The following is a 17,324-nucleotide window of genomic DNA, read 5'->3' as shown; positions in this document are numbered from 1 at the left end:
ATATTGCTGGAGAAAATATTGAAGGTATAAGAATATCAAAAGCAAGTAGAAAAAGTGATAAAATAACTATTGTTCTTGATAAATAAACAGCAGAAAATGTTATTGCTGGAGATACTGGTTCATACAACGTAGATTATGATGCTAGATTTTTTGGTGGAAATATGCAAGTTGGCTTTAAAACAAAAAATACTAACAACAATTTACAAGACTATGCAATTATTACAACAGGTAATGCAACAGCTAGAAGTGGTATAAATTGGGAAAAAGCAGGAATTGGTGTACCAGTTGGTAAAGGTGGTCTTAAAATACTTAAATACAATGCAAAAACAAATGAGCTTGTAGCTGGAGCTATATTTAAAATAAGGGGTATATCAGACGGTGTATATGACTTTAATGTGCAAATACAAGCAAGCAATGGAGCAGAAATACCACTTCAAAATGGAGCAACTGTAACAAGAAGAGATGGTATAATAGAAATAAGGGATTTAGAAGTTGGTACTTATGAAATAACAGATGTTGACGCAACCATTTAGCTGCCAAAAATAAAAAATGCTGTAAGCCAGTAAATTCAAGGGTTACAGGCGTTTTTTAAGTTTAAAAAATTTTAGCAAAAAAAATAGGTCTGTAGATGCCAAAGTGTTAAAAAAAGGGTTAAAAATTAGTTAAAAAAAGCTACTAATTAAATTATAATAGTAGCTTTTTTTCTATATCATATTTAATATAGAAAGGGGTGATTTTTATTACCTATAAGTAAAAGTTATAAGCTATAAATTTTAATATAAAGGAGAATAAAATTATGAAAACTAAGTTTATATTTAATGATGTGGAACATAAAGTCAATCTTCCTATAAGTGATAGTGAATTATTAAATTTATGTGGAGAGTTTAAACCTTCATTTTTAAATGAAGAAAATTGTAAAGTATTAGAAGTTGAAAATAAAGAATTAAATAAAGTTATTGCTAATAAAAATTGCAACTTATATGAACTAAATATTTTATCAAGTTTAATTGAAAATTTTACTATAGTAGAAAAGGAAAAGTTTGATGCATATATTTCTTCTGTTACTTTTGAATCTGTTGGAAAGGCTATAAATATATCTTTAAATTTAGATGGGTTCGATTTAATAACTGATTTTAAAGAAATACAAAAGATGGGAGAAAAAATATTATATAATAAGGAAGAAAAAATTTCAGATGAAGAGTTTAAAATTTTAAAAGATAAATATTTAATGACATCTAGAGGAGTTTTAACAAGAAATGATATAGAGCTAAAAAGCTTTTATAAAAAAGATAAAAACAAAATGTTTAACGAAAAACAATGTAAAGTTATTTTAAGCATAGAAAATAAAGATATACCAAATTTATATTTACCTTGTAGTCAGTTAGAAGTTGAGTGTCTAAATAGAGAATTAAAAAATGACTATAATGAAATGTATACTGTTAATCTTGAAAATAGAAATTTAAATGAAAAAATATATAAATTTTTAAATAACTATGCAAATGTATTTTCTATAAATGATATAAATGAAACTACAAAAACGGTAATACCTTTAAGTTCAGAAACAACTAATCATTTAGGAAATGTTATTAACTGTTTAAAAATAAGAAATTTAGATGAAATTGAAATAGTAAAAAATAACTTAAATGAGTTTGAATATATAGAAAATATATCAAGTATAAGAGATTATGGTATTTATATGTTAAAAAAAGAAGAAAATATAAAATTAACAGAAGATTTAGAACAGTTTATAAATATAGAAGGCTATGGAAAAATGAAAAAGGATAACTATAGTATTATTACAGAAAAAGGATATTTAAAATATTATGGTTGTAATAAAGAGTTGGAAGATATATTAAATAGGGTAGGAATTAATATAGAAAACAAGGAATTAAAAGAAACAAAGATTTATTTTCCAATAGAAGTAGTAGATAGTGAAAACTATGATTTAGCTAATTATGAAATAGAAGAATATTTTGATGAAATATTAGAACATTTAGAAAATAATATAAGTAAACTAAACTTGGACGAAAAAAGAGGGTTAATGAAAGGATACTGTTATTATGATACAATAAATGCAAAAGTATTAGGATATAGCATAAATTTAGAAGTAATTAATGGAGAAGTAATGGGGGGTGCAAATGTTAAACTAAATGAAGAATTAACAGAAAAAGAAGTTGAAAAATTAAAAGATGAAATAGAAGGAGAAATGTCAGATGGTTTTGGAGAAATGTTTGAACAAAGAGAGCTAAAAACAGATGATGGAAATAAATTTTATGTTAGATTATGGAATGAAAACTATTGGGTAGCCAAAACAGAAGAAGAGTTTATATTTGGCGAGAAAAGATATAGTATAAGATAGGAGATGATAAGTTGAATAGTTTTATATCGTGGGTAGGTGGTAAAAAGGCATTAAGAGAAGAAATTTATAAAAGAATGCCAATAAAATATGAAAGGTATATAGAAGTATTTGGAGGGGGTGGTTGGGTACTATTTGGTAAAAAAGAAGATAAATTTGAAGTATACAATGATATGAACTCATATTTAGTAAACTTATTTAGATGTGTAAAAAATAGACCAATAGAGTTTATAAAAGAATTAAATTTTTTACCATTAAATAGTAGAGAAGAATTTAATGAAATAAAGAAATTTTTAAAAAAGGAGGAAACAAAATATGAATATATAGAAGAACAACTAAAAATAGCAAAGGAAAGTTTAAATGAAGAAGACTTTGAAGAAATATTACAATTATTTAATGAAGAAATATTATTAGATGATGTAAAAAAAGCAGTAGGATTTTATAAATTAATAAGATATAGCTATGGAAGTAGTGTAAAATCATATGGTAGCAATGTAGTAGATATAAGAAAAACCTTTGGAACAATATGGGAAGCAAATCGAAGATTAAAAAATACAATAATAGAAAATAAAGATTTTGAGGCACTAATAAAACATTATGATAATGAAAGTGCCTTTTTTTATTGCGACCCACCATATTATGAAACAGAAAATTATTATCAAAATATAGAGTTTAAGGAAGCAGACCATATAAGATTAAAAGAAACCCTTGCTGAAATAAAAGGTAAGTTTTTATTATCGTATAATGATTGTGAATATATAAAAAACTTATATAAAGATTTTTATATAGAAGAAATATCAAGGGTAAATTCAATGGGATTAAGATATGATAATGGAATATATAAGGAAGTTTTAATATCAAACTACGATACAAGTGAAAAAGAAATATATAAACCAGAACAAATAAAATTATTTTAGGAGGAAAATAAATGAGTTTTAATGAATTAGAAATTAAAGTAAACAAGCAAGGAGAAATAGTTATAGGTAAAGAGATAACCGAAAAAATAAATCTAAAAGTAGATGATAAAGTATATATATCTTATGCAACAGAAGAAGAAATAGAAAACTTTAAAGTGGTAGATTTTATGATAACAAAAGGAAGTTTAAAAAATGAAAATATAAATTTTAAAATACCAAAAGAGATATTGACAGATGCTAATATAGATTTAAATAGTGATTTAGAAGTATTATGTAAAGATAAAAAAATATTAATAGTGCCAAGTAACTATGTAGAAAGTATACCTGAAGATATAGTCAAGTTGTGTGAAGATATAGGAATAAGTAAAGAAAAAGTAGGATTAATCTTAAGTTTTATTGAAGAAGAAATATTAAAGGAGGAAAAAAACTATGAAGAAAAATAGTTATAAAGTAATAGATAGCAAAGGAAGAGTATATTTAACAAAAGAATTAAGAGATAAGCTAAATGTAGATATAGGAGATATAGTAAAAGTTGAGTTTAACAAAAATAATATAAATATAAAAAAGGTAGAATTAATTGAAATAGATGATAAAACACCAGAAGCAATATAGGATTATATAAAGGCAACTATAAAAAATATGGACAAGAAAAAATGTATTGAAATATTAGATGAAATAATAGTACAGTTAAAGGAAGATTAAAATGAAAATATATATAGAAAAGGATATATTATACTATTATGGAAACAAAATAGGGTATTTATATGAAGAAACTTTATATATAGATGAAAATTTTAAAACTGATTTATTAGAAGAATATATTAAAAATGTAGATTTTAATTATATTTTTGAAAAAGAAATATTTGATAAAATAAGTAAAGGAGATTTTTTGAAAGGAGTGATACCAAAACAATTAAAAAAATGTAGGGTGTGGAGATTAAAAAATGAAGTAGATGAATTTTTAAAATTTATACCTTATAAAGAAGTAATTGAAAAGTATAGAAAGGTTGTGATAGAAAATTATGAAATAGTGTATGATGAGGAAGTAGAAACAAATGATTTACAAGAAATATTTGAAAAATTTAATAATGAAGAAAAATATTTGTATATTTCAGATTTAATAGAATTATACAATAACAATGAAAGTGAAGTTTATTATATAGATAAATTTCACTTTTTTAATATATAAAAAGGAGAATTGATATTATGATGAAATTAGTAAAAAAGGTAAATGAAAAAAGTCTATTAATGGTTGAAAAAGTAAAAGGTTTAATATTAGATAAAAAAGGCGAAGGCTATGTAGATACAGGACTAAAAATATTAATAGCAGTAGTAATAGGAGCATTATTATTAGCAGGGTTATATGCACTTTTTAATGATACAATAATGCCAACATTAGTAAATAAAGTAAAAGAATTGTTTAATTACAAAGGGTAACTATGGAAATATTACAAAATATTTTATTACTAACATTGTGTGTAGTAGGAAGTATATTTGATTTAAGAAAGAGAATAATGCCAGATACAATAAATTTATTAATAAGTATGTTGTGTTTAATAAATTTTAAGGCAACAAATATTATAGGAATAATAATACCAATAATGTTATTATTACTAACTATAAAATATGATGGAATAGGAGGAGGCGATATAAAATTTATATTAAGTATAAGTATAGTTTTAGGAATTTATAAAACTATATTTGTACTAGTATTAGGGTTAACAACAATGATAACAGTATATTTTGTAATAAAAATGGTAAAAGGGAAATGTGATAATGCATTTCCCCTTATTCCATTTTTTACGCTAGGTATAATAATACAAATTTTTGTAGCTTAAAAATTAGGAGGAATACAATGAAAATATTAAAAAACAGAACAGTATTAGGAATTATATGTATAAGTATAGCATTTATTATATGTTTTATAATAGCACCATTTTTAAATAAAAAATCAATAGAAAGCGTAATAACAGTAAGAGCAATAAAAAATATTAAAGCAGGAGATGAAATAAAAAAAGAAGATATAAAAGAAGTAGAAGTTTCAAAGTTAAATTTGCCAACAAGTACAATATATAGTAAAGAGCAAGTAATAGGAAAATTTGCAACAGTAGATATAAATGTAGATGATATGCTACTTACAAATAAAATAAGAAATGAGCCAATACTTGAAAATGACTATTTATATAAGTTAAATGGAGAAAAAAGAGCAATATCAGTAACAATAAAATCATTTGCAAATGGATTAAGTGGAAAAATAAAAAGTGGAGATATAGTATCAGTTATAAGTGCAGATTATAAAGAAAGTGGAGAAACTGTAATACCAAATGAGTTAAAATATGTAGAAGTAATAGCAGTAACAGCAAGTAGTGGATATGATGCAAATATAGAAGATAAAAATAAAAAAGAAGACAAAGAGTTAGCATCAACAATGACATTGTTAGTAAATGAAGAACAAAGTAAAATATTAGGCGAGTTAGAAGAAGAAGGTAATATCCACATATCATTAGTATATCGTGGAGAAGAAAAAGATAAATTTTTAGCAGTACAAGATGAATATTTAAAAGGTATAAAAGATGGTAATGTTGTAGAATTTAAAGATTTTAAATTAGATGAAAATAAAAATCAAGAAAATATAAATACTGAAACAATTATCGAAAGTACAAGCCAAAATAAATTAAATAAAGATAATTTAGAAAGTACTAAATTAACAGAAACTACAAGGAAAGGAGAACAAGAAAATTAAAAAATGAAAGGAGGAATAAAAATTGCTAAATTTTAAAAAGAAAACTATTTTTAATAAAAATCTAGTAGAAGAAGAAAGTTATTTTTCAAATAAAGTGTTAGCAGTATGGGGAAGTCCAAATTCAGGGAAAACAACAGTAGCTTGTCAAATAGCAAAATATCTTTCAAATAAAAAGAAAAATGTATTGTTATTACTATGTGATATGACAGCACCAATGCTACCTTGTATTTGTCCTAAAAATATGTATGAAAGTAATCATTCATTAGGAAGTATAATAGCAGGAATAAAAATAACAGAAAATTTAGTAAAACAAAACTTAAATTTACTAAAAAATAATAACTATTTAGGGATATTAGGGTTATTAAAAGGCGAAAATGAATACTTTTACCCATCATACAATGATAAACAAGCAAAAGAATTAATAAATATTTTAAGAGAAATGTTTGATTGTGTAATAATAGATTGCTCAAGTTATATAGTAAATGATATATTGTCAGCAGTATCATTAATGGAAAGTGATGATGTATTAAGACTTGTAAATTGTGATTTAAAATCAATAAGTTATTTATCAAGTCAGTTACCATTATTAAAAGATAATAAATGGGATAGTGAAAAACAATATAAAATAGCTAATAATATAAAAACTAATCAAGCAAGTGAAATGATAGAAGAAGTAATGGGAAATGTAGCTTTTAAATTACCATATTCACAAGAAATAGAAAATTTATGGCTAGAAGGTAATATATTAAAAGATTTATGTTTAAAAGATAGTAGGGTGTTTAAAAAAGAAATAGAAAAAATATGTAAGGAGGTATTTTATTGTTAGGAGAAAAAAGAAATGATGGAGTTTTTAAAAGAGAAGATATTAAAGAACAAAAGCCTGAAGAAAATAAAAACTTATCAGAAAAAGAATTACAAACAATAATAGAAAATGTAATAAAAAATATGATTATATCTAATTCTTCTGAAGAAAATACCCAAGTAGAAAATTTATTTAATATAAAATCTAAAGAAAATGATGTTAATGAATTTGATACTAAATCAAAAGTTAAACTAAAATTAGAAGAAAAAGAAAATAATGAAAATAATAACCAAAAATTAACAAAAGAAATGTTAAAACAAAAAAGAAAGGAAGAAATAAAATTAGCTTTAGATGAGTTTTATGATGAAAATAATAATAAAAATGATTTATCTGAAATACAAGAAAGTTCAAATAAAATAGAAAAAAATAATGAAGTTAAGGTTGTAGTAGAAGATGAATTAACTATACCATTTACTAATGAAGATTTACAAGAAAATAATAAAATGGCAGAAGTTGATATATTAAAAAATGAAAATAATAGTATAAAAAATCATCATTTATTTTTTGAAAATAAAGATAAAAAAGAGTTTGGGCAAATATTAAAAGATGTACAAGAGTATATTTCAAGTAAATATTCAACTCTTATATTAGACAGTAAAAATGAAGAAACTAAAGCACAAGTTAAAAAGTATATAAATAAATATTTACTTGATAATCAAGTAAGTTGTGAAAATATGTCAAGTGATGAATTATTAAATAAGTTATATACTGAAATGGCAGAATATTCATTTTTAACAAAATATATATTTGCAAAAGGAATAGAAGAAATAAATATAAATTCTTGGGAAGATATAGAAATACAATATTCAAATGGAGAAAACAAAAAAATAGATGAAAAGTTTGAAAATCCAGAACACGCAGTAAATGTAATAAGAAGAATGTTGCATACATCAGGAATGATACTAGACAATGCAAGTCCAATAGTGCTTGGGCATTTATCAAAAAATATAAGAATAGCAGTTTTAAAATCGCCAATAGTAGATAGTGATGTAGGAATATGTGCATCAATAAGAATAGTAAATAGTAATAAATTAAAGAAAGAAAATTTTGTTGAGGGAGAAACTGCAACAGAAGAAATGCTATACTTTTTATATTGTATGGCTAAATATGGAATAAGTATATGTGTAGCAGGAGCAACATCAAGTGGAAAAACAACAGTTTTAGATTGGTTAATAGAAGAAATAAAAAAAGGCAAAAGGATAGTAACAATAGAAAATGGTTCAAGGGAGTTTGATATAAAAAATGATGAAAATTGTTCTGTAATACATCTTTTAACTAGAGAAAGTGATAATGAAAAACAAAGTATAGACCAAGAAGATTTACTAGATATGGCATTAAGGCTACACCCTAACATAATAGTAGTAGGAGAAATGAGAAGTAGTGAAGCCTATTCTGCACAAGAAGCAGCAAGAACAGGGCATACCGTTTTAACATCAATCCACTCAAACAGTTGTGAAGCCACATATAGAAGAATGGTAACACTTTGTAAAAGAAAATATGATATAGATGATGAAACATTAATGAGTTTAGTAACAGAAGCATTTCCAATAGTAATATTTGCTAAACAATTAGAAAATAAAAAACGAAAAATAATGGAAATAATGGAGTGTGAAATATTAGAAAATGGAAGTAAAAATTTTAAAACTTTATTTAAATATGATATAACAGAAAATAAATTTGATGGAGAGAAATTTATAATAAATGGAAGTCATAAAAAAATAAGTAATATATCTAAAAGTTTAGAAAAAAGATTAATAGAAAATGGAATGCCAGCAGAAATATTAGAAGAATTGAGGTGTTAAAGTGTTAAATTTATTGTCATTTATATGTATAATAATAGGAATATTTACAATATTTCAATTAAAGCCCTTTGAGTTTTCAAATGAAATATATAAACTTATAATGAATAACAAGAAAAAAGGAATAAAGGCAGAAGTAAAAGAGTTAAAAAATCAAGTAAAACCAAATTTTATAAAAAAAGAAATAATTGAAATAGAAAAAATACTTGAAATAACAAATAGAGAAAATAAAATGCCTTTAATATTTGGAATAAGTATATTAATGTTTACAATAGGACTATGTATAGCAACAATGTTTTCAAATATGTTTTTAGTGCCAGTATTATCAACTGGCTTTTTGTTTGTGCCTTTTTGGTGGGTAAAATTATCATCAAATAACTATAAAAAGGAAATAAATAGTGAGTTAGAAACAGCATTATCAGTAATAACAACAGCATATTTAAGAAATGAAGATATAGTAACAAGTGTAGAAGAAACAATAGAAAACTTAAATGAGCCAGTATATACAGTATTTAAAGAATTTTTAACACAAGTAAAAGTAGTAAATCCAGATATAATAGTAGGATTAAGAAATTTAAAAGAAAAAGTAGATAATGTAGTATTTAAAGAGTGGATAGATGCAATGATATTATGCCAAAATGATAGAAATTTAAAAACAGTATTAGTACCAATAGTAAGAAAGTTAAGTGATATGAGAATAGTAAATTTAGAGTTAGAATCACTAGTGTTTGAGCCAAGAAAAGAGTTTTTAACAATGGTAAGTTTAGTATTATTTAATATACCACTTTGTAGAATGTTAAATAAAAGTTGGTATGGAACATTAATGCATAATCCAATAGGACAAATAACATTAGCAGTAATATGCACAATTATATTTATATCAACAGGAATAGTAATAAAACTCACTAAACCAATAGAATATAAAAGATAGAAGGTGTTAAAGTGATAATAGTAGTAGGAATATTTTTAAGTATAGGATTATATTTAATATTTGCAGGAGCATTAAAACTATCATCTGTAAATGTAACAAAAGCAATGTTAAATAGTTATAAAACAGAAAAAAGTACAACAAAAATATTAGAAATATATATTTTACAATTAGCTACAAAGTTAAGTAAATTTATAAAAATAGATAGTTATAAAAAATCAAGATTAGAGAAAAATTTGAAAGCTAGTAAAATGAATATTAGTGCAGAAACATATATATGTAAAGCATATATAAAGTCAGGAAGTATACTTTTATTAGGGTTAATAAGTCTAAAAATAATGCCAATAATATTTCCTATATTTATATTAATGACAATAACAGTATATTTTAAAGAAATAAAAAAAGTAGATGAAAAATTAGCAGATAAAAGAGAAAAAATAGAAAGTGAATTATATAGATTTGTATGTACAATAGAGCAAGAGTTAAAAAATAGTAGAGATGTATTATCAATATTAGAAAATTTTAAAATAAATACAACAGAAAATTTTAAAGAAGAATTAGAAATTTTAATAGCAGATATGCGTTCATCATCATATGAAACAGCATTAACAAGATTTGAAAGTAAAATAAATTCACCAAAGCTATCAGATGTAGTAAGAGGGTTAATAGGAGTATTAAGAGGAGATGATAATAGTGGATATTTTCAGTTATTAGCACACGATTTTAAACAAATGGAGTTACAAAGGTTAAAAAAGGAAGCACAAAAAATACCACCAAAAATAAGAATGTTTTCATTTTTAATGTTAGTATGCTTTATATCAATGTTTGGAGTAATAATAGTGGTTGAAATAGCAAAATCATTTGGAACAATGTTTTAAAGGTGGTGTTAGATTGAAGAAATTAAAAGATAAAAAAGGAGAAGGCTATATAGATGTATGTGTATTTATACTATGTATGTTGTTAATAGTAGCATTTATATTTAGTGTATTACCAGTATTTATAGCAAAACACCAATTAGATATATTTGTAACTGAATTATGTAGAGAAGCCGAAATAGTAGGGGAAGTAGGAAGTGAAACAAGTGCAAAGGAAGAACAATTAAAAAATCAACTAAATATAGAGCCACAAGTAGAATGGAGCAAAACAGGAAAAATACAATTAAACGAAGAAATAGAAGTAGTAGCAACAATAGAAAAGGAGTTAGGAAACTTTGGAGGGCTAAATTCATTTAAAGTACCAATAAGAGCAAAGGCAAGTGGAAAAAGCGAGGTGTACCATAAATGAAAATAGTAAAGAAGATAAAAGAAAAGAAAGGAGAAGGTTTAGTATATACAGTAATATTTATATTAATATTTATAATGATATTTTGCTTAATAAGTGAATTTATAAGGCTATTTATAATAAGTCAAGGAGTAAGAGATGCAATACAAAATGCAGTAATAACAACAATAAATGATAACTATGATGATGTATATCATTCGGCAAGAGAAGGTTATACAGGAGGATATATGCCAAGTGGAGAAGAATTTGCCGAGAGTATAGATTTTAGTAATGTAGGAGGGTATATAGATGAACTTTTAGGAACAGTAGAAGAAAGTATTGAAAATATATATGAAATAATAAAACAAAACAGTAGTTTAAAAACAGAAGAAATATTTTTAAGTGTATATAACAAATGTAATCCAGCAAAAGATGTAGGAAATAGTAAAGAAAGAATTAAACTTATAGAAAATCAAATAGTTGAAATAGGAAAAGGATTTAAAGAACAACAAGTAGATATAAAAATTTTAGAAGAAAAGCAAATAGAGTTAATAAAAAACTTAATACAGTTTTTAGGTTTTTTTATAGATGAGTTTGAATTAAGTTTTAAAAATAAGGAGAAAGAAAATGAACAAACAAAACTTTCCATTAAAATGTAAATTAGAAAAAGATATAAGTATAAACAATTTATTAAATTTAACAAGACAAATTTTAAAACAAAATGGCTTAAGTTATATGTATAGAAATATACTTATAAAAGTATTAGAAAGTGAAGATTATGTAGAAGCAGTAGAAATATTATGTGAGTATATATATTTTTATATATAAAATTTAAAAAATATTACAAAGAAAGGAAAATTGAATAATGGAACAGCTAACACCAATAATAATATTTTCAATAGTAGGATTTACAGTTATAGGATTAATAACATTTTTATCAAACAACCAATCATTAAATGGAATAAAAAATAAAGTAGTAGGAGATGGACAACACGGAACAGCTAAATTTGCAAATGAAAAGGAAATAAAAGAAGTATATAAAATAATAGATTATACACCAGACTTATGGAGAGAAGGTAAAAATTTACCAACAGTAGAAGGTTTAATAGTAGGGAGCAAAACTATTAAAAATAAAACAAAAGCAATAGTAGATAGTGGAGATATACACGCATTAATGATAGGAGCAGCAGGAGTAGGAAAGACTGCTTATTTTTTATATCCAAATATAGAGTATTGTTTAGCTTGTGGAATGAGTTTTATGACAACAGATACAAAAGGGGATATAATGAGAAACTATGGAAATATTGCTAAAAAGTATTATAATTATAACTTATTAATAATAGATTTAAGAAATCCAACAAAAAGTGATAGTTATAACTTGCTCCACTTAGTAAATAAATATATGGATTTATGGAAAGAAGATGTTGAAAATATATCATATAAGGCAAAGGCAGAAAAATATGCAAAGATAGTAGCTAAAACAATAGTAAATTCAGGGAGTGAAGAAAAAGACAGGGGACAAAATGCTTTTTTCTATGATTCTGCAGAGGGTTTAATAACAGCAACAATATTATTACTAGCAGAATTTTGTGAAAAGGAAGAAAGGCATATAGTTAGTGTATATAAATTAATACAAGAATTATTAGAACAGTCTGAAGATAAAAAAGATAAAGGGAAAAATCAATTTCAATTGTTAATACAAAAATTACCAGAAACACATAAGGCAAGATGGTTTGCAGGTTCGTCATTAAATACGTCAGGAGAAACGATGATGGCAGTAATATCAACAGCATTATCAAAGCTAAATACATTTTTAGATAGTGAAATGGAAAGTATGTTATGTGTTGAAAAAAGTAGTATAGACACAGAAAAGTTTTGTAAGGAAAAAACAGGGGTATTTGTAGTTTTACCAGAAGAAGATAATACAAAATATTTTATGGCATCATTAATAATACAACAAATGTATAGAGAAATATTAACGGTAGCAGATGAAATGGGTGGTAAGTTAAATAAAAGGGTAATGTTTTATTTAGATGAAATAGGAACAATACCAAAAATAGATAGCCTTGAAATGATGTATTCGGCAATACGTTCAAGAAAAGTAAGTATAGTAGGAATAATACAATCTTTTGCCCAACTAAATAAAAACTATGGAAAAGAAGGTGCAGAAATAATAATAGATAATAGTCAAGTAACAATATTTGGAGGGTTTGCTCCTAATTCAGAATCAGCAGAAGTATTATCAAAAAGTTTAGGAGAACAAACAGTATTAAGTGGAAGTGTAAGCAGAGGTAAAAATGAAGGTAGTAAAACATTACAAATGATGAACAGAGCATTAATGACACCAGATGAATTAAAAAGTTTAAAGAAAGGAAATTTTATAGTAACAAAAACAGGAGCAAATCCAATGAAAAGCAAGTTAAAATTATTTTTTGAATGGGGGATAAAATTTGAAGAAGAATTTTATATGGAAGAAAATAAAAATATAGAAATAAAATATGCAAGCAAAGAAAAGTTAGTAAAGTTAGTAGAAGAAAAATATAATAAAAGTAAAAATTTAGAAACAATAAAAAAGTTACAAAAATTAATGGAAAGCAATACAAATAGTAACATTAAAAAGCCAAAAGTAGACTAAAGGAGAAATTTATATGGACAAAATATTTTATAAAGATTTATCGAGCAATGAAAAAATGGTATATATGTATTTAAAATATAGAGCAAATAAGAAAAATAAATGTTTTCCATCAATAAAAACAATAGCAAAAGATATAAGCTTGTCAGAAACAACAGTAAAAAAGTCAATAAAAATATTAGAAAAAGAAGAAGTAATAGAAAAGGTAAATAGAACAAGAGCTAATGGTGGAAAAAGTTCTAATTTATATATATTAAAATAAATAAAAAATGTTTTAAAATGTATTGCCAAAATAATATAAAATATAAGATAATGTTATTAAATAAAAGGAGGATGTAATAGTGGAGTATTTTATGTTGGAAGAAGATAATAAATTAGAAAATAAATTAAAAATTAATTTTTTTGATAATAAATTTGGAGAAGAAAATCCATTTATATTAAATTTAAAAATAGAGAAGTATACACAATTTCAAGATTATATATTAGGTAAAAATATATTTACCCATTATTTTTGTATATCTGATAAATTATATGAAATTTTTTGTATGTATGATGACTTTAAAATAGTACCATTTTTTATAACAGATGTTGAAAAGAAATTACAAATACCATATTTTAAAATAGAAATAGATGAATTAAAGTGTATAGTAAATGAAGATATAAATAAAATAGAAGACATAGAAATTTATAAGAATAAAATTAAAGATAAATATATTTTTAAAGTAAAATGTAAAACAATAGAAAGAATAATTATATCAATACATTTAGCAGAAAATATATTAAAGGTATTACCATATGGAATAAAATTAATCCCTGTAAAGTTAAAGTGAGGTGTTAATTATGGGAGTTGTAACAGAAGAGTTAAAAATTGAATTACCTTTTAAATATAGAATAATAAAAAAATTAAATATAAAAGAAAAATTAAATGAGCATTCAGAAATAATAATAACTGGAATATTAGATAACGATGAAGAAAATATAGATATATTTAGAAGGTTAGGAATAACAGATAATTTAAGGATAAAGGGTAAAAGAATATTAATAGAAAATAAAATTGAAATAGAAGAAGAAATAGATATATTTTATGGGATAATAACAAGAATAAAATTAGAACAAGATGGAAATTTATATAAATTTGAATTAGAAGGGAATAGTTATTCATTAATGTTAGATTTTAAGAAAAAGAAAAGAAGTTTTCAAGATAAAAATTTAACATATAGAAATTTAATAGGTAACATAGTAAATGAAAATAAAGGGAATACCATATTTATGGGAGATTTTTCAAAAACATTAGATATACCATTTATTCAATATAATGAAACGGATTGGGAATTTATAAAGAGATTAAGTTCTTATTTAGGTTTAAAACTTAGTCCAGATATAAAAACAGAAAAACCAAATATATTTATAGGAATAAAAAAGGGAAATGAATATATATGTAATGCATATGAATATAAACTAAAAAAAGATATGAAAAGTTATTTAAAGATGAAAGAAAATCATATGAAAGTAACAGAAGAAGATTTTATGAGCTATGAAATAGAAGTAAGAGAAAACTATGAAATAGGAGATAAAATATTATATAAAGATTTGAAATTAGTAGTTATAGAGAAATATCTAGAATTAAAAGGAAGTGAATTAATAAATAAATATGAATTAAAATTAGAAAGAAATATAAAACAAGAAAAACTATATAATGAACAAATAATAGGACAAGTAATAAATGGAAAAGTAATAAAAGTTGATAAAGATAAAATGAAAGTACATTTAGAAATAGATGAAAATCAGGAAGAAAGTAAAGCCTATTTATATAGTTTTGGAATTAATCATACAACAGAAGGTAGTACAGGGTGGTATATAATGCCAGAAATAGAAAATAAAGTAGAATTATATATACCAACCAAAAGCGAAGGGAGTGCATATTTAAGAAAAATATTAAGAGAAGATGGAAAAGAAAATGAAAAAACACAAGATACAGCTATAAAATATTTAGGAACAATAGATGGAAAAGAATTAAAAATAGCACCAAAAGAATTAAAATTTACAACAAATAGAGAAAGTTTATATTTAAATATGGAAAATGATGGTGGTGTATCAATAGTATCAAATGAAAAGATAAATATATACTCTGAAAAAAATATAAAAATAGAAAGTGAAAAACTTACAATAAAATCAAATGATAAAATAGCAATAACAACAAATGATGCAAATATAGTTATAGACAATGTAATACATCTATATGATGATTAAAATAATATAATAGGAGAGATAAAATAATTATGGTTAATTTTTGGGGTCCAGTTGATGAACCAATTTTGAATGATATAAAATCAAATAATGAAGAAACAAAGTCTAAAAAAGAAAGTAATATTAAAGAAAAAATAAAAACATATAATGAAATTAATTTTGTTCAATTTCAAAAAGATAATATTTGGATAGAACACAGTAAATTAAAAAAATTAGAAGAAAATAAAAAATTGTCGAAACCAAAAAGAGGACGAGTTATATTTATGCAACATGGTTTAGATGGTTTAAGGCTTGGTGGGGAACAACATATAGAATTTCAAGTAATGGTAGCATATTTGACTAGAAAAGGATTAACAGGAAGCAATGGTTATGGATATGTTAGTTTAGGAATAGTTACTAAAAGAAAGCAAACTATAAAAGATTTAGAAGGAAAAAATATACCTAAAATAAAAAAAGGAGAAACGGTTTTATTTTTAAATAATAATAAATATGATGGTAAAAGCTATTATGATAATATACATACTAATTCTGATGGAAGTAAAACTACATATGGGTTACAACAATTTATAAATGAACTAACTTTATCAAATAATGTTTTAATTAGAAATGAATTTTCAAGTGGGATTTTAAGTTTTTCAGAGCAATTACAACAATATACAGAAATAGTTGAATTATTTGGTAACTTTGAAGCAGATGTAACATTTATAGGGCATAGTATGGGAGGTCTTGCTAGCATAAATTATTCAGTAGATTATCATAACAATACTAAAAAAAATGTAGATGTAATTACTATAAGTACCCCTTATGATAATAATACTTTGGCAATGATTAGTATTTCACCAGCACATAGAGAACTTGCAGGATTTGATAAAATGTTTAAAGGTGAAGCTAGAGAAAATTTGGAAAGTAAATGGAATGAATATGATGGTAATATTGATTTAATATCAATAGGAGTAGATGTTAATAAATATATTAATAATAGTGATAATATTGTAAGTTTAAAATCACAATTAAACTTAAGAGATGAAAAAGAGATTTATAAAAATTCAATTAAAATTTTAATAGAGGCTTTTGGTACTCAAACTATATATAAATTAAAAGAAAATAAAAAAACTAAAGAATTTGAATTATTAGAAGATACTACAATAATAGAAAATCATTTAAATACTCCTGACTTAAAAGATGTAATAGAAGTAACAAATAAGATGATAATAAAATAAAAGGAGAGGCATATGAAAATAGGTTATATACTTTTAAAAGTAACTTTGATAATATATTTTTTATTAGGAATATTTTTTAGTTTAAGTGGATTATTTTTTTCAACAGGAATGTTTATGTATGCGGTAGCAGACAAATCATTATCATTATTTGTAACTATGATATGGTTAATACTCATATGCTTTACAATTATTTTTAATATTAAACTTTTAATAAATATCATTAAAAGTTTAATATTAAAAAAAAATATAATTTTTTATATAATATTATTTTATAATATAAATATAGATTTTGCGACTTTAGGTAGCTATAATATGCCATTTTCTTTAATTTTTTTTAATATTCATCATATTTTAGGGATT

At 23.6% G+C, this 17,324-nt stretch carries 22 protein-coding genes; all 22 read left to right on the top strand.

All coding sequences use genetic code 11. The features are described from left to right. Nucleotides 1-161: 161 nt before the first annotated feature. A complete protein-coding gene (locus tag R5Z65_RS07675; RefSeq protein ID WP_317368304.1) occupies nt 162-533 on the top strand; it encodes a hypothetical protein in 372 nt (123 codons plus the stop codon). Nucleotides 534-796: 263 nt separating this feature from the next. Then, nucleotides 797-2,359, top strand: coding sequence for a hypothetical protein (locus tag R5Z65_RS07670; protein ID WP_317368302.1), 1,563 nt, complete (start codon nt 797-799; stop codon nt 2,357-2,359). A gap of 11 nt (nt 2,360-2,370) precedes the next feature. Then, complete coding sequence (locus R5Z65_RS07665; protein ID WP_317368301.1) at nt 2,371-3,273, top strand: DNA adenine methylase; 903 nt, start codon at nt 2,371-2,373, stop codon at nt 3,271-3,273. 11 nt (nt 3,274-3,284) lie between these two features. Continuing rightward, complete coding sequence (locus tag R5Z65_RS07660) at nt 3,285-3,716, top strand: hypothetical protein (RefSeq protein WP_317368299.1); 432 nt, start codon at nt 3,285-3,287, stop codon at nt 3,714-3,716. Then, nucleotides 3,703-3,885, top strand: a complete 183-nt coding sequence (locus tag R5Z65_RS07655; protein ID WP_317368298.1) for an AbrB/MazE/SpoVT family DNA-binding domain-containing protein — start codon at nt 3,703-3,705, stop codon at nt 3,883-3,885. The genes R5Z65_RS07660 and R5Z65_RS07655 overlap by 14 nt, the downstream gene beginning before the upstream one ends. A gap of 91 nt (nt 3,886-3,976) precedes the next feature. Beyond that, nucleotides 3,977-4,462, top strand: a complete 486-nt coding sequence (locus R5Z65_RS07650) for a YodL domain-containing protein (RefSeq protein WP_317368297.1) — start codon at nt 3,977-3,979, stop codon at nt 4,460-4,462. A gap of 17 nt (nt 4,463-4,479) precedes the next feature. Continuing rightward, nucleotides 4,480-4,710 carry a DUF6133 family protein gene (locus R5Z65_RS07645; protein WP_317368296.1) on the top strand — a complete coding sequence of 77 codons (231 nt, stop codon included), beginning with the start codon at nt 4,480-4,482 and terminating at the stop codon, nt 4,708-4,710. A gap of 2 nt (nt 4,711-4,712) precedes the next feature. Continuing rightward, nucleotides 4,713-5,111: a prepilin peptidase gene (locus R5Z65_RS07640; RefSeq protein ID WP_317368295.1), complete on the top strand. Its 399-nt coding sequence runs from the start codon at nt 4,713-4,715 to the stop codon at nt 5,109-5,111. 17 nt (nt 5,112-5,128) lie between these two features. Then, entirely contained in the window at nt 5,129-6,016 is an 888-nt protein-coding gene (locus R5Z65_RS07635; protein WP_317368292.1) for an RcpC/CpaB family pilus assembly protein, read from the top strand. A 22-nt stretch (nt 6,017-6,038) separates the two neighbouring features. Further along, nucleotides 6,039-6,842 carry an AAA family ATPase gene (locus R5Z65_RS07630; RefSeq protein ID WP_317368291.1) on the top strand — a complete coding sequence of 268 codons (804 nt, stop codon included), beginning with the start codon at nt 6,039-6,041 and terminating at the stop codon, nt 6,840-6,842. Between the two features lie 479 nt (nt 6,843-7,321). Continuing rightward, nucleotides 7,322-8,680, top strand: coding sequence for an ATPase, T2SS/T4P/T4SS family (locus R5Z65_RS07625; RefSeq protein ID WP_317368306.1), 1,359 nt, complete (start codon nt 7,322-7,324; stop codon nt 8,678-8,680). Between the two features lie 100 nt (nt 8,681-8,780). After that, on the top strand, nt 8,781-9,608 hold the full coding sequence (locus R5Z65_RS07620) for a hypothetical protein (RefSeq protein WP_317368289.1): 828 nt from the start codon (nt 8,781-8,783) through the stop codon (nt 9,606-9,608). A gap of 11 nt (nt 9,609-9,619) precedes the next feature. Further along, nucleotides 9,620-10,483 carry a secretion protein F gene (locus R5Z65_RS07615; protein WP_317368287.1) on the top strand — a complete coding sequence of 288 codons (864 nt, stop codon included), beginning with the start codon at nt 9,620-9,622 and terminating at the stop codon, nt 10,481-10,483. Nucleotides 10,484-10,496: 13 nt separating this feature from the next. Beyond that, nucleotides 10,497-10,889: a DUF4320 family protein gene (locus tag R5Z65_RS07610; RefSeq protein WP_317368285.1), complete on the top strand. Its 393-nt coding sequence runs from the start codon at nt 10,497-10,499 to the stop codon at nt 10,887-10,889. Next, the gene (locus tag R5Z65_RS07605) at nt 10,886-11,524 is read left to right on the top strand and encodes a hypothetical protein (RefSeq protein ID WP_317368284.1); all 639 of its coding nucleotides are present in this window, start codon (nt 10,886-10,888) and stop codon (nt 11,522-11,524) included. The genes R5Z65_RS07610 and R5Z65_RS07605 overlap by 4 nt, the downstream gene beginning before the upstream one ends. Further along, nucleotides 11,493-11,693: a hypothetical protein gene (locus R5Z65_RS07600; RefSeq protein WP_317368283.1), complete on the top strand. Its 201-nt coding sequence runs from the start codon at nt 11,493-11,495 to the stop codon at nt 11,691-11,693. Before R5Z65_RS07605 ends, R5Z65_RS07600 begins: the two co-directional genes overlap by 32 nt. A gap of 37 nt (nt 11,694-11,730) precedes the next feature. Next, complete coding sequence (locus R5Z65_RS07595; protein WP_317368282.1) at nt 11,731-13,500, top strand: VirD4-like conjugal transfer protein, CD1115 family; 1,770 nt, start codon at nt 11,731-11,733, stop codon at nt 13,498-13,500. A gap of 13 nt (nt 13,501-13,513) precedes the next feature. Next, nucleotides 13,514-13,759, top strand: a complete 246-nt coding sequence (locus R5Z65_RS07590; RefSeq protein ID WP_317368280.1) for a helix-turn-helix domain-containing protein — start codon at nt 13,514-13,516, stop codon at nt 13,757-13,759. Between the two features lie 79 nt (nt 13,760-13,838). Further along, nucleotides 13,839-14,327: a hypothetical protein gene (locus tag R5Z65_RS07585; protein ID WP_317368279.1), complete on the top strand. Its 489-nt coding sequence runs from the start codon at nt 13,839-13,841 to the stop codon at nt 14,325-14,327. A gap of 10 nt (nt 14,328-14,337) precedes the next feature. Beyond that, nucleotides 14,338-15,747: a hypothetical protein gene (locus tag R5Z65_RS07580; RefSeq protein ID WP_317368278.1), complete on the top strand. Its 1,410-nt coding sequence runs from the start codon at nt 14,338-14,340 to the stop codon at nt 15,745-15,747. A 29-nt stretch (nt 15,748-15,776) separates the two neighbouring features. Then, the gene (locus R5Z65_RS07575; protein WP_317368276.1) at nt 15,777-16,964 is read left to right on the top strand and encodes an alpha/beta hydrolase; all 1,188 of its coding nucleotides are present in this window, start codon (nt 15,777-15,779) and stop codon (nt 16,962-16,964) included. 12 nt (nt 16,965-16,976) lie between these two features. Continuing rightward, nucleotides 16,977-17,324 (top strand): hypothetical protein (locus R5Z65_RS07570; protein WP_317368275.1); only part of this gene is annotated, 348 nt, incomplete at its 3' end.

The sequence above is a fragment of the uncultured Tyzzerella sp. genome (assembly GCF_963558545.1).
Lineage (GTDB): Bacteria > Bacillota > Clostridia > Lachnospirales > CAG-274 > Tyzzerella.
Note: the sequence above shows the minus strand (reverse complement) of the source record. Positions and strands in the feature narration are given on the sequence as shown.

Excerpts from the sequence above, each read along its gene's own strand:
- R5Z65_RS07600 (WP_317368283.1), top strand. The coding sequence starts at position 11,493 with ATGAACAAACAAAACTTTCCATTAAAATGTAAATTAGAAAAAGATATA.
- R5Z65_RS07645 (WP_317368296.1), top strand. The coding sequence starts at position 4,480 with ATGATGAAATTAGTAAAAAAGGTAAATGAAAAAAGTCTATTAATGGTT.
- R5Z65_RS07575 (WP_317368276.1), top strand. The coding sequence starts at position 15,777 with ATGGTTAATTTTTGGGGTCCAGTTGATGAACCAATTTTGAATGATATA.
- R5Z65_RS07650 (WP_317368297.1), top strand. The coding sequence starts at position 3,977 with ATGAAAATATATATAGAAAAGGATATATTATACTATTATGGAAACAAA.
- R5Z65_RS07640 (WP_317368295.1), top strand. The coding sequence starts at position 4,713 with ATGGAAATATTACAAAATATTTTATTACTAACATTGTGTGTAGTAGGA.
- R5Z65_RS07625 (WP_317368306.1), top strand. The coding sequence starts at position 7,322 with ATGGCAGAAGTTGATATATTAAAAAATGAAAATAATAGTATAAAAAAT.
- R5Z65_RS07580 (WP_317368278.1), top strand. The coding sequence starts at position 14,338 with ATGGGAGTTGTAACAGAAGAGTTAAAAATTGAATTACCTTTTAAATAT.
- R5Z65_RS07605 (WP_317368284.1), top strand. The coding sequence starts at position 10,886 with ATGAAAATAGTAAAGAAGATAAAAGAAAAGAAAGGAGAAGGTTTAGTA.
- R5Z65_RS07590 (WP_317368280.1), top strand. The coding sequence starts at position 13,514 with ATGGACAAAATATTTTATAAAGATTTATCGAGCAATGAAAAAATGGTA.
- R5Z65_RS07655 (WP_317368298.1), top strand. The coding sequence starts at position 3,703 with ATGAAGAAAAATAGTTATAAAGTAATAGATAGCAAAGGAAGAGTATAT.
- R5Z65_RS07620 (WP_317368289.1), top strand. The coding sequence starts at position 8,781 with ATGAATAACAAGAAAAAAGGAATAAAGGCAGAAGTAAAAGAGTTAAAA.
- R5Z65_RS07635 (WP_317368292.1), top strand. The coding sequence starts at position 5,129 with ATGAAAATATTAAAAAACAGAACAGTATTAGGAATTATATGTATAAGT.
- R5Z65_RS07660 (WP_317368299.1), top strand. The coding sequence starts at position 3,285 with ATGAGTTTTAATGAATTAGAAATTAAAGTAAACAAGCAAGGAGAAATA.
- R5Z65_RS07670 (WP_317368302.1), top strand. The coding sequence starts at position 797 with ATGAAAACTAAGTTTATATTTAATGATGTGGAACATAAAGTCAATCTT.
- R5Z65_RS07595 (WP_317368282.1), top strand. The coding sequence starts at position 11,731 with ATGGAACAGCTAACACCAATAATAATATTTTCAATAGTAGGATTTACA.
- R5Z65_RS07675 (WP_317368304.1), top strand. The coding sequence starts at position 162 with ATGCAAGTTGGCTTTAAAACAAAAAATACTAACAACAATTTACAAGAC.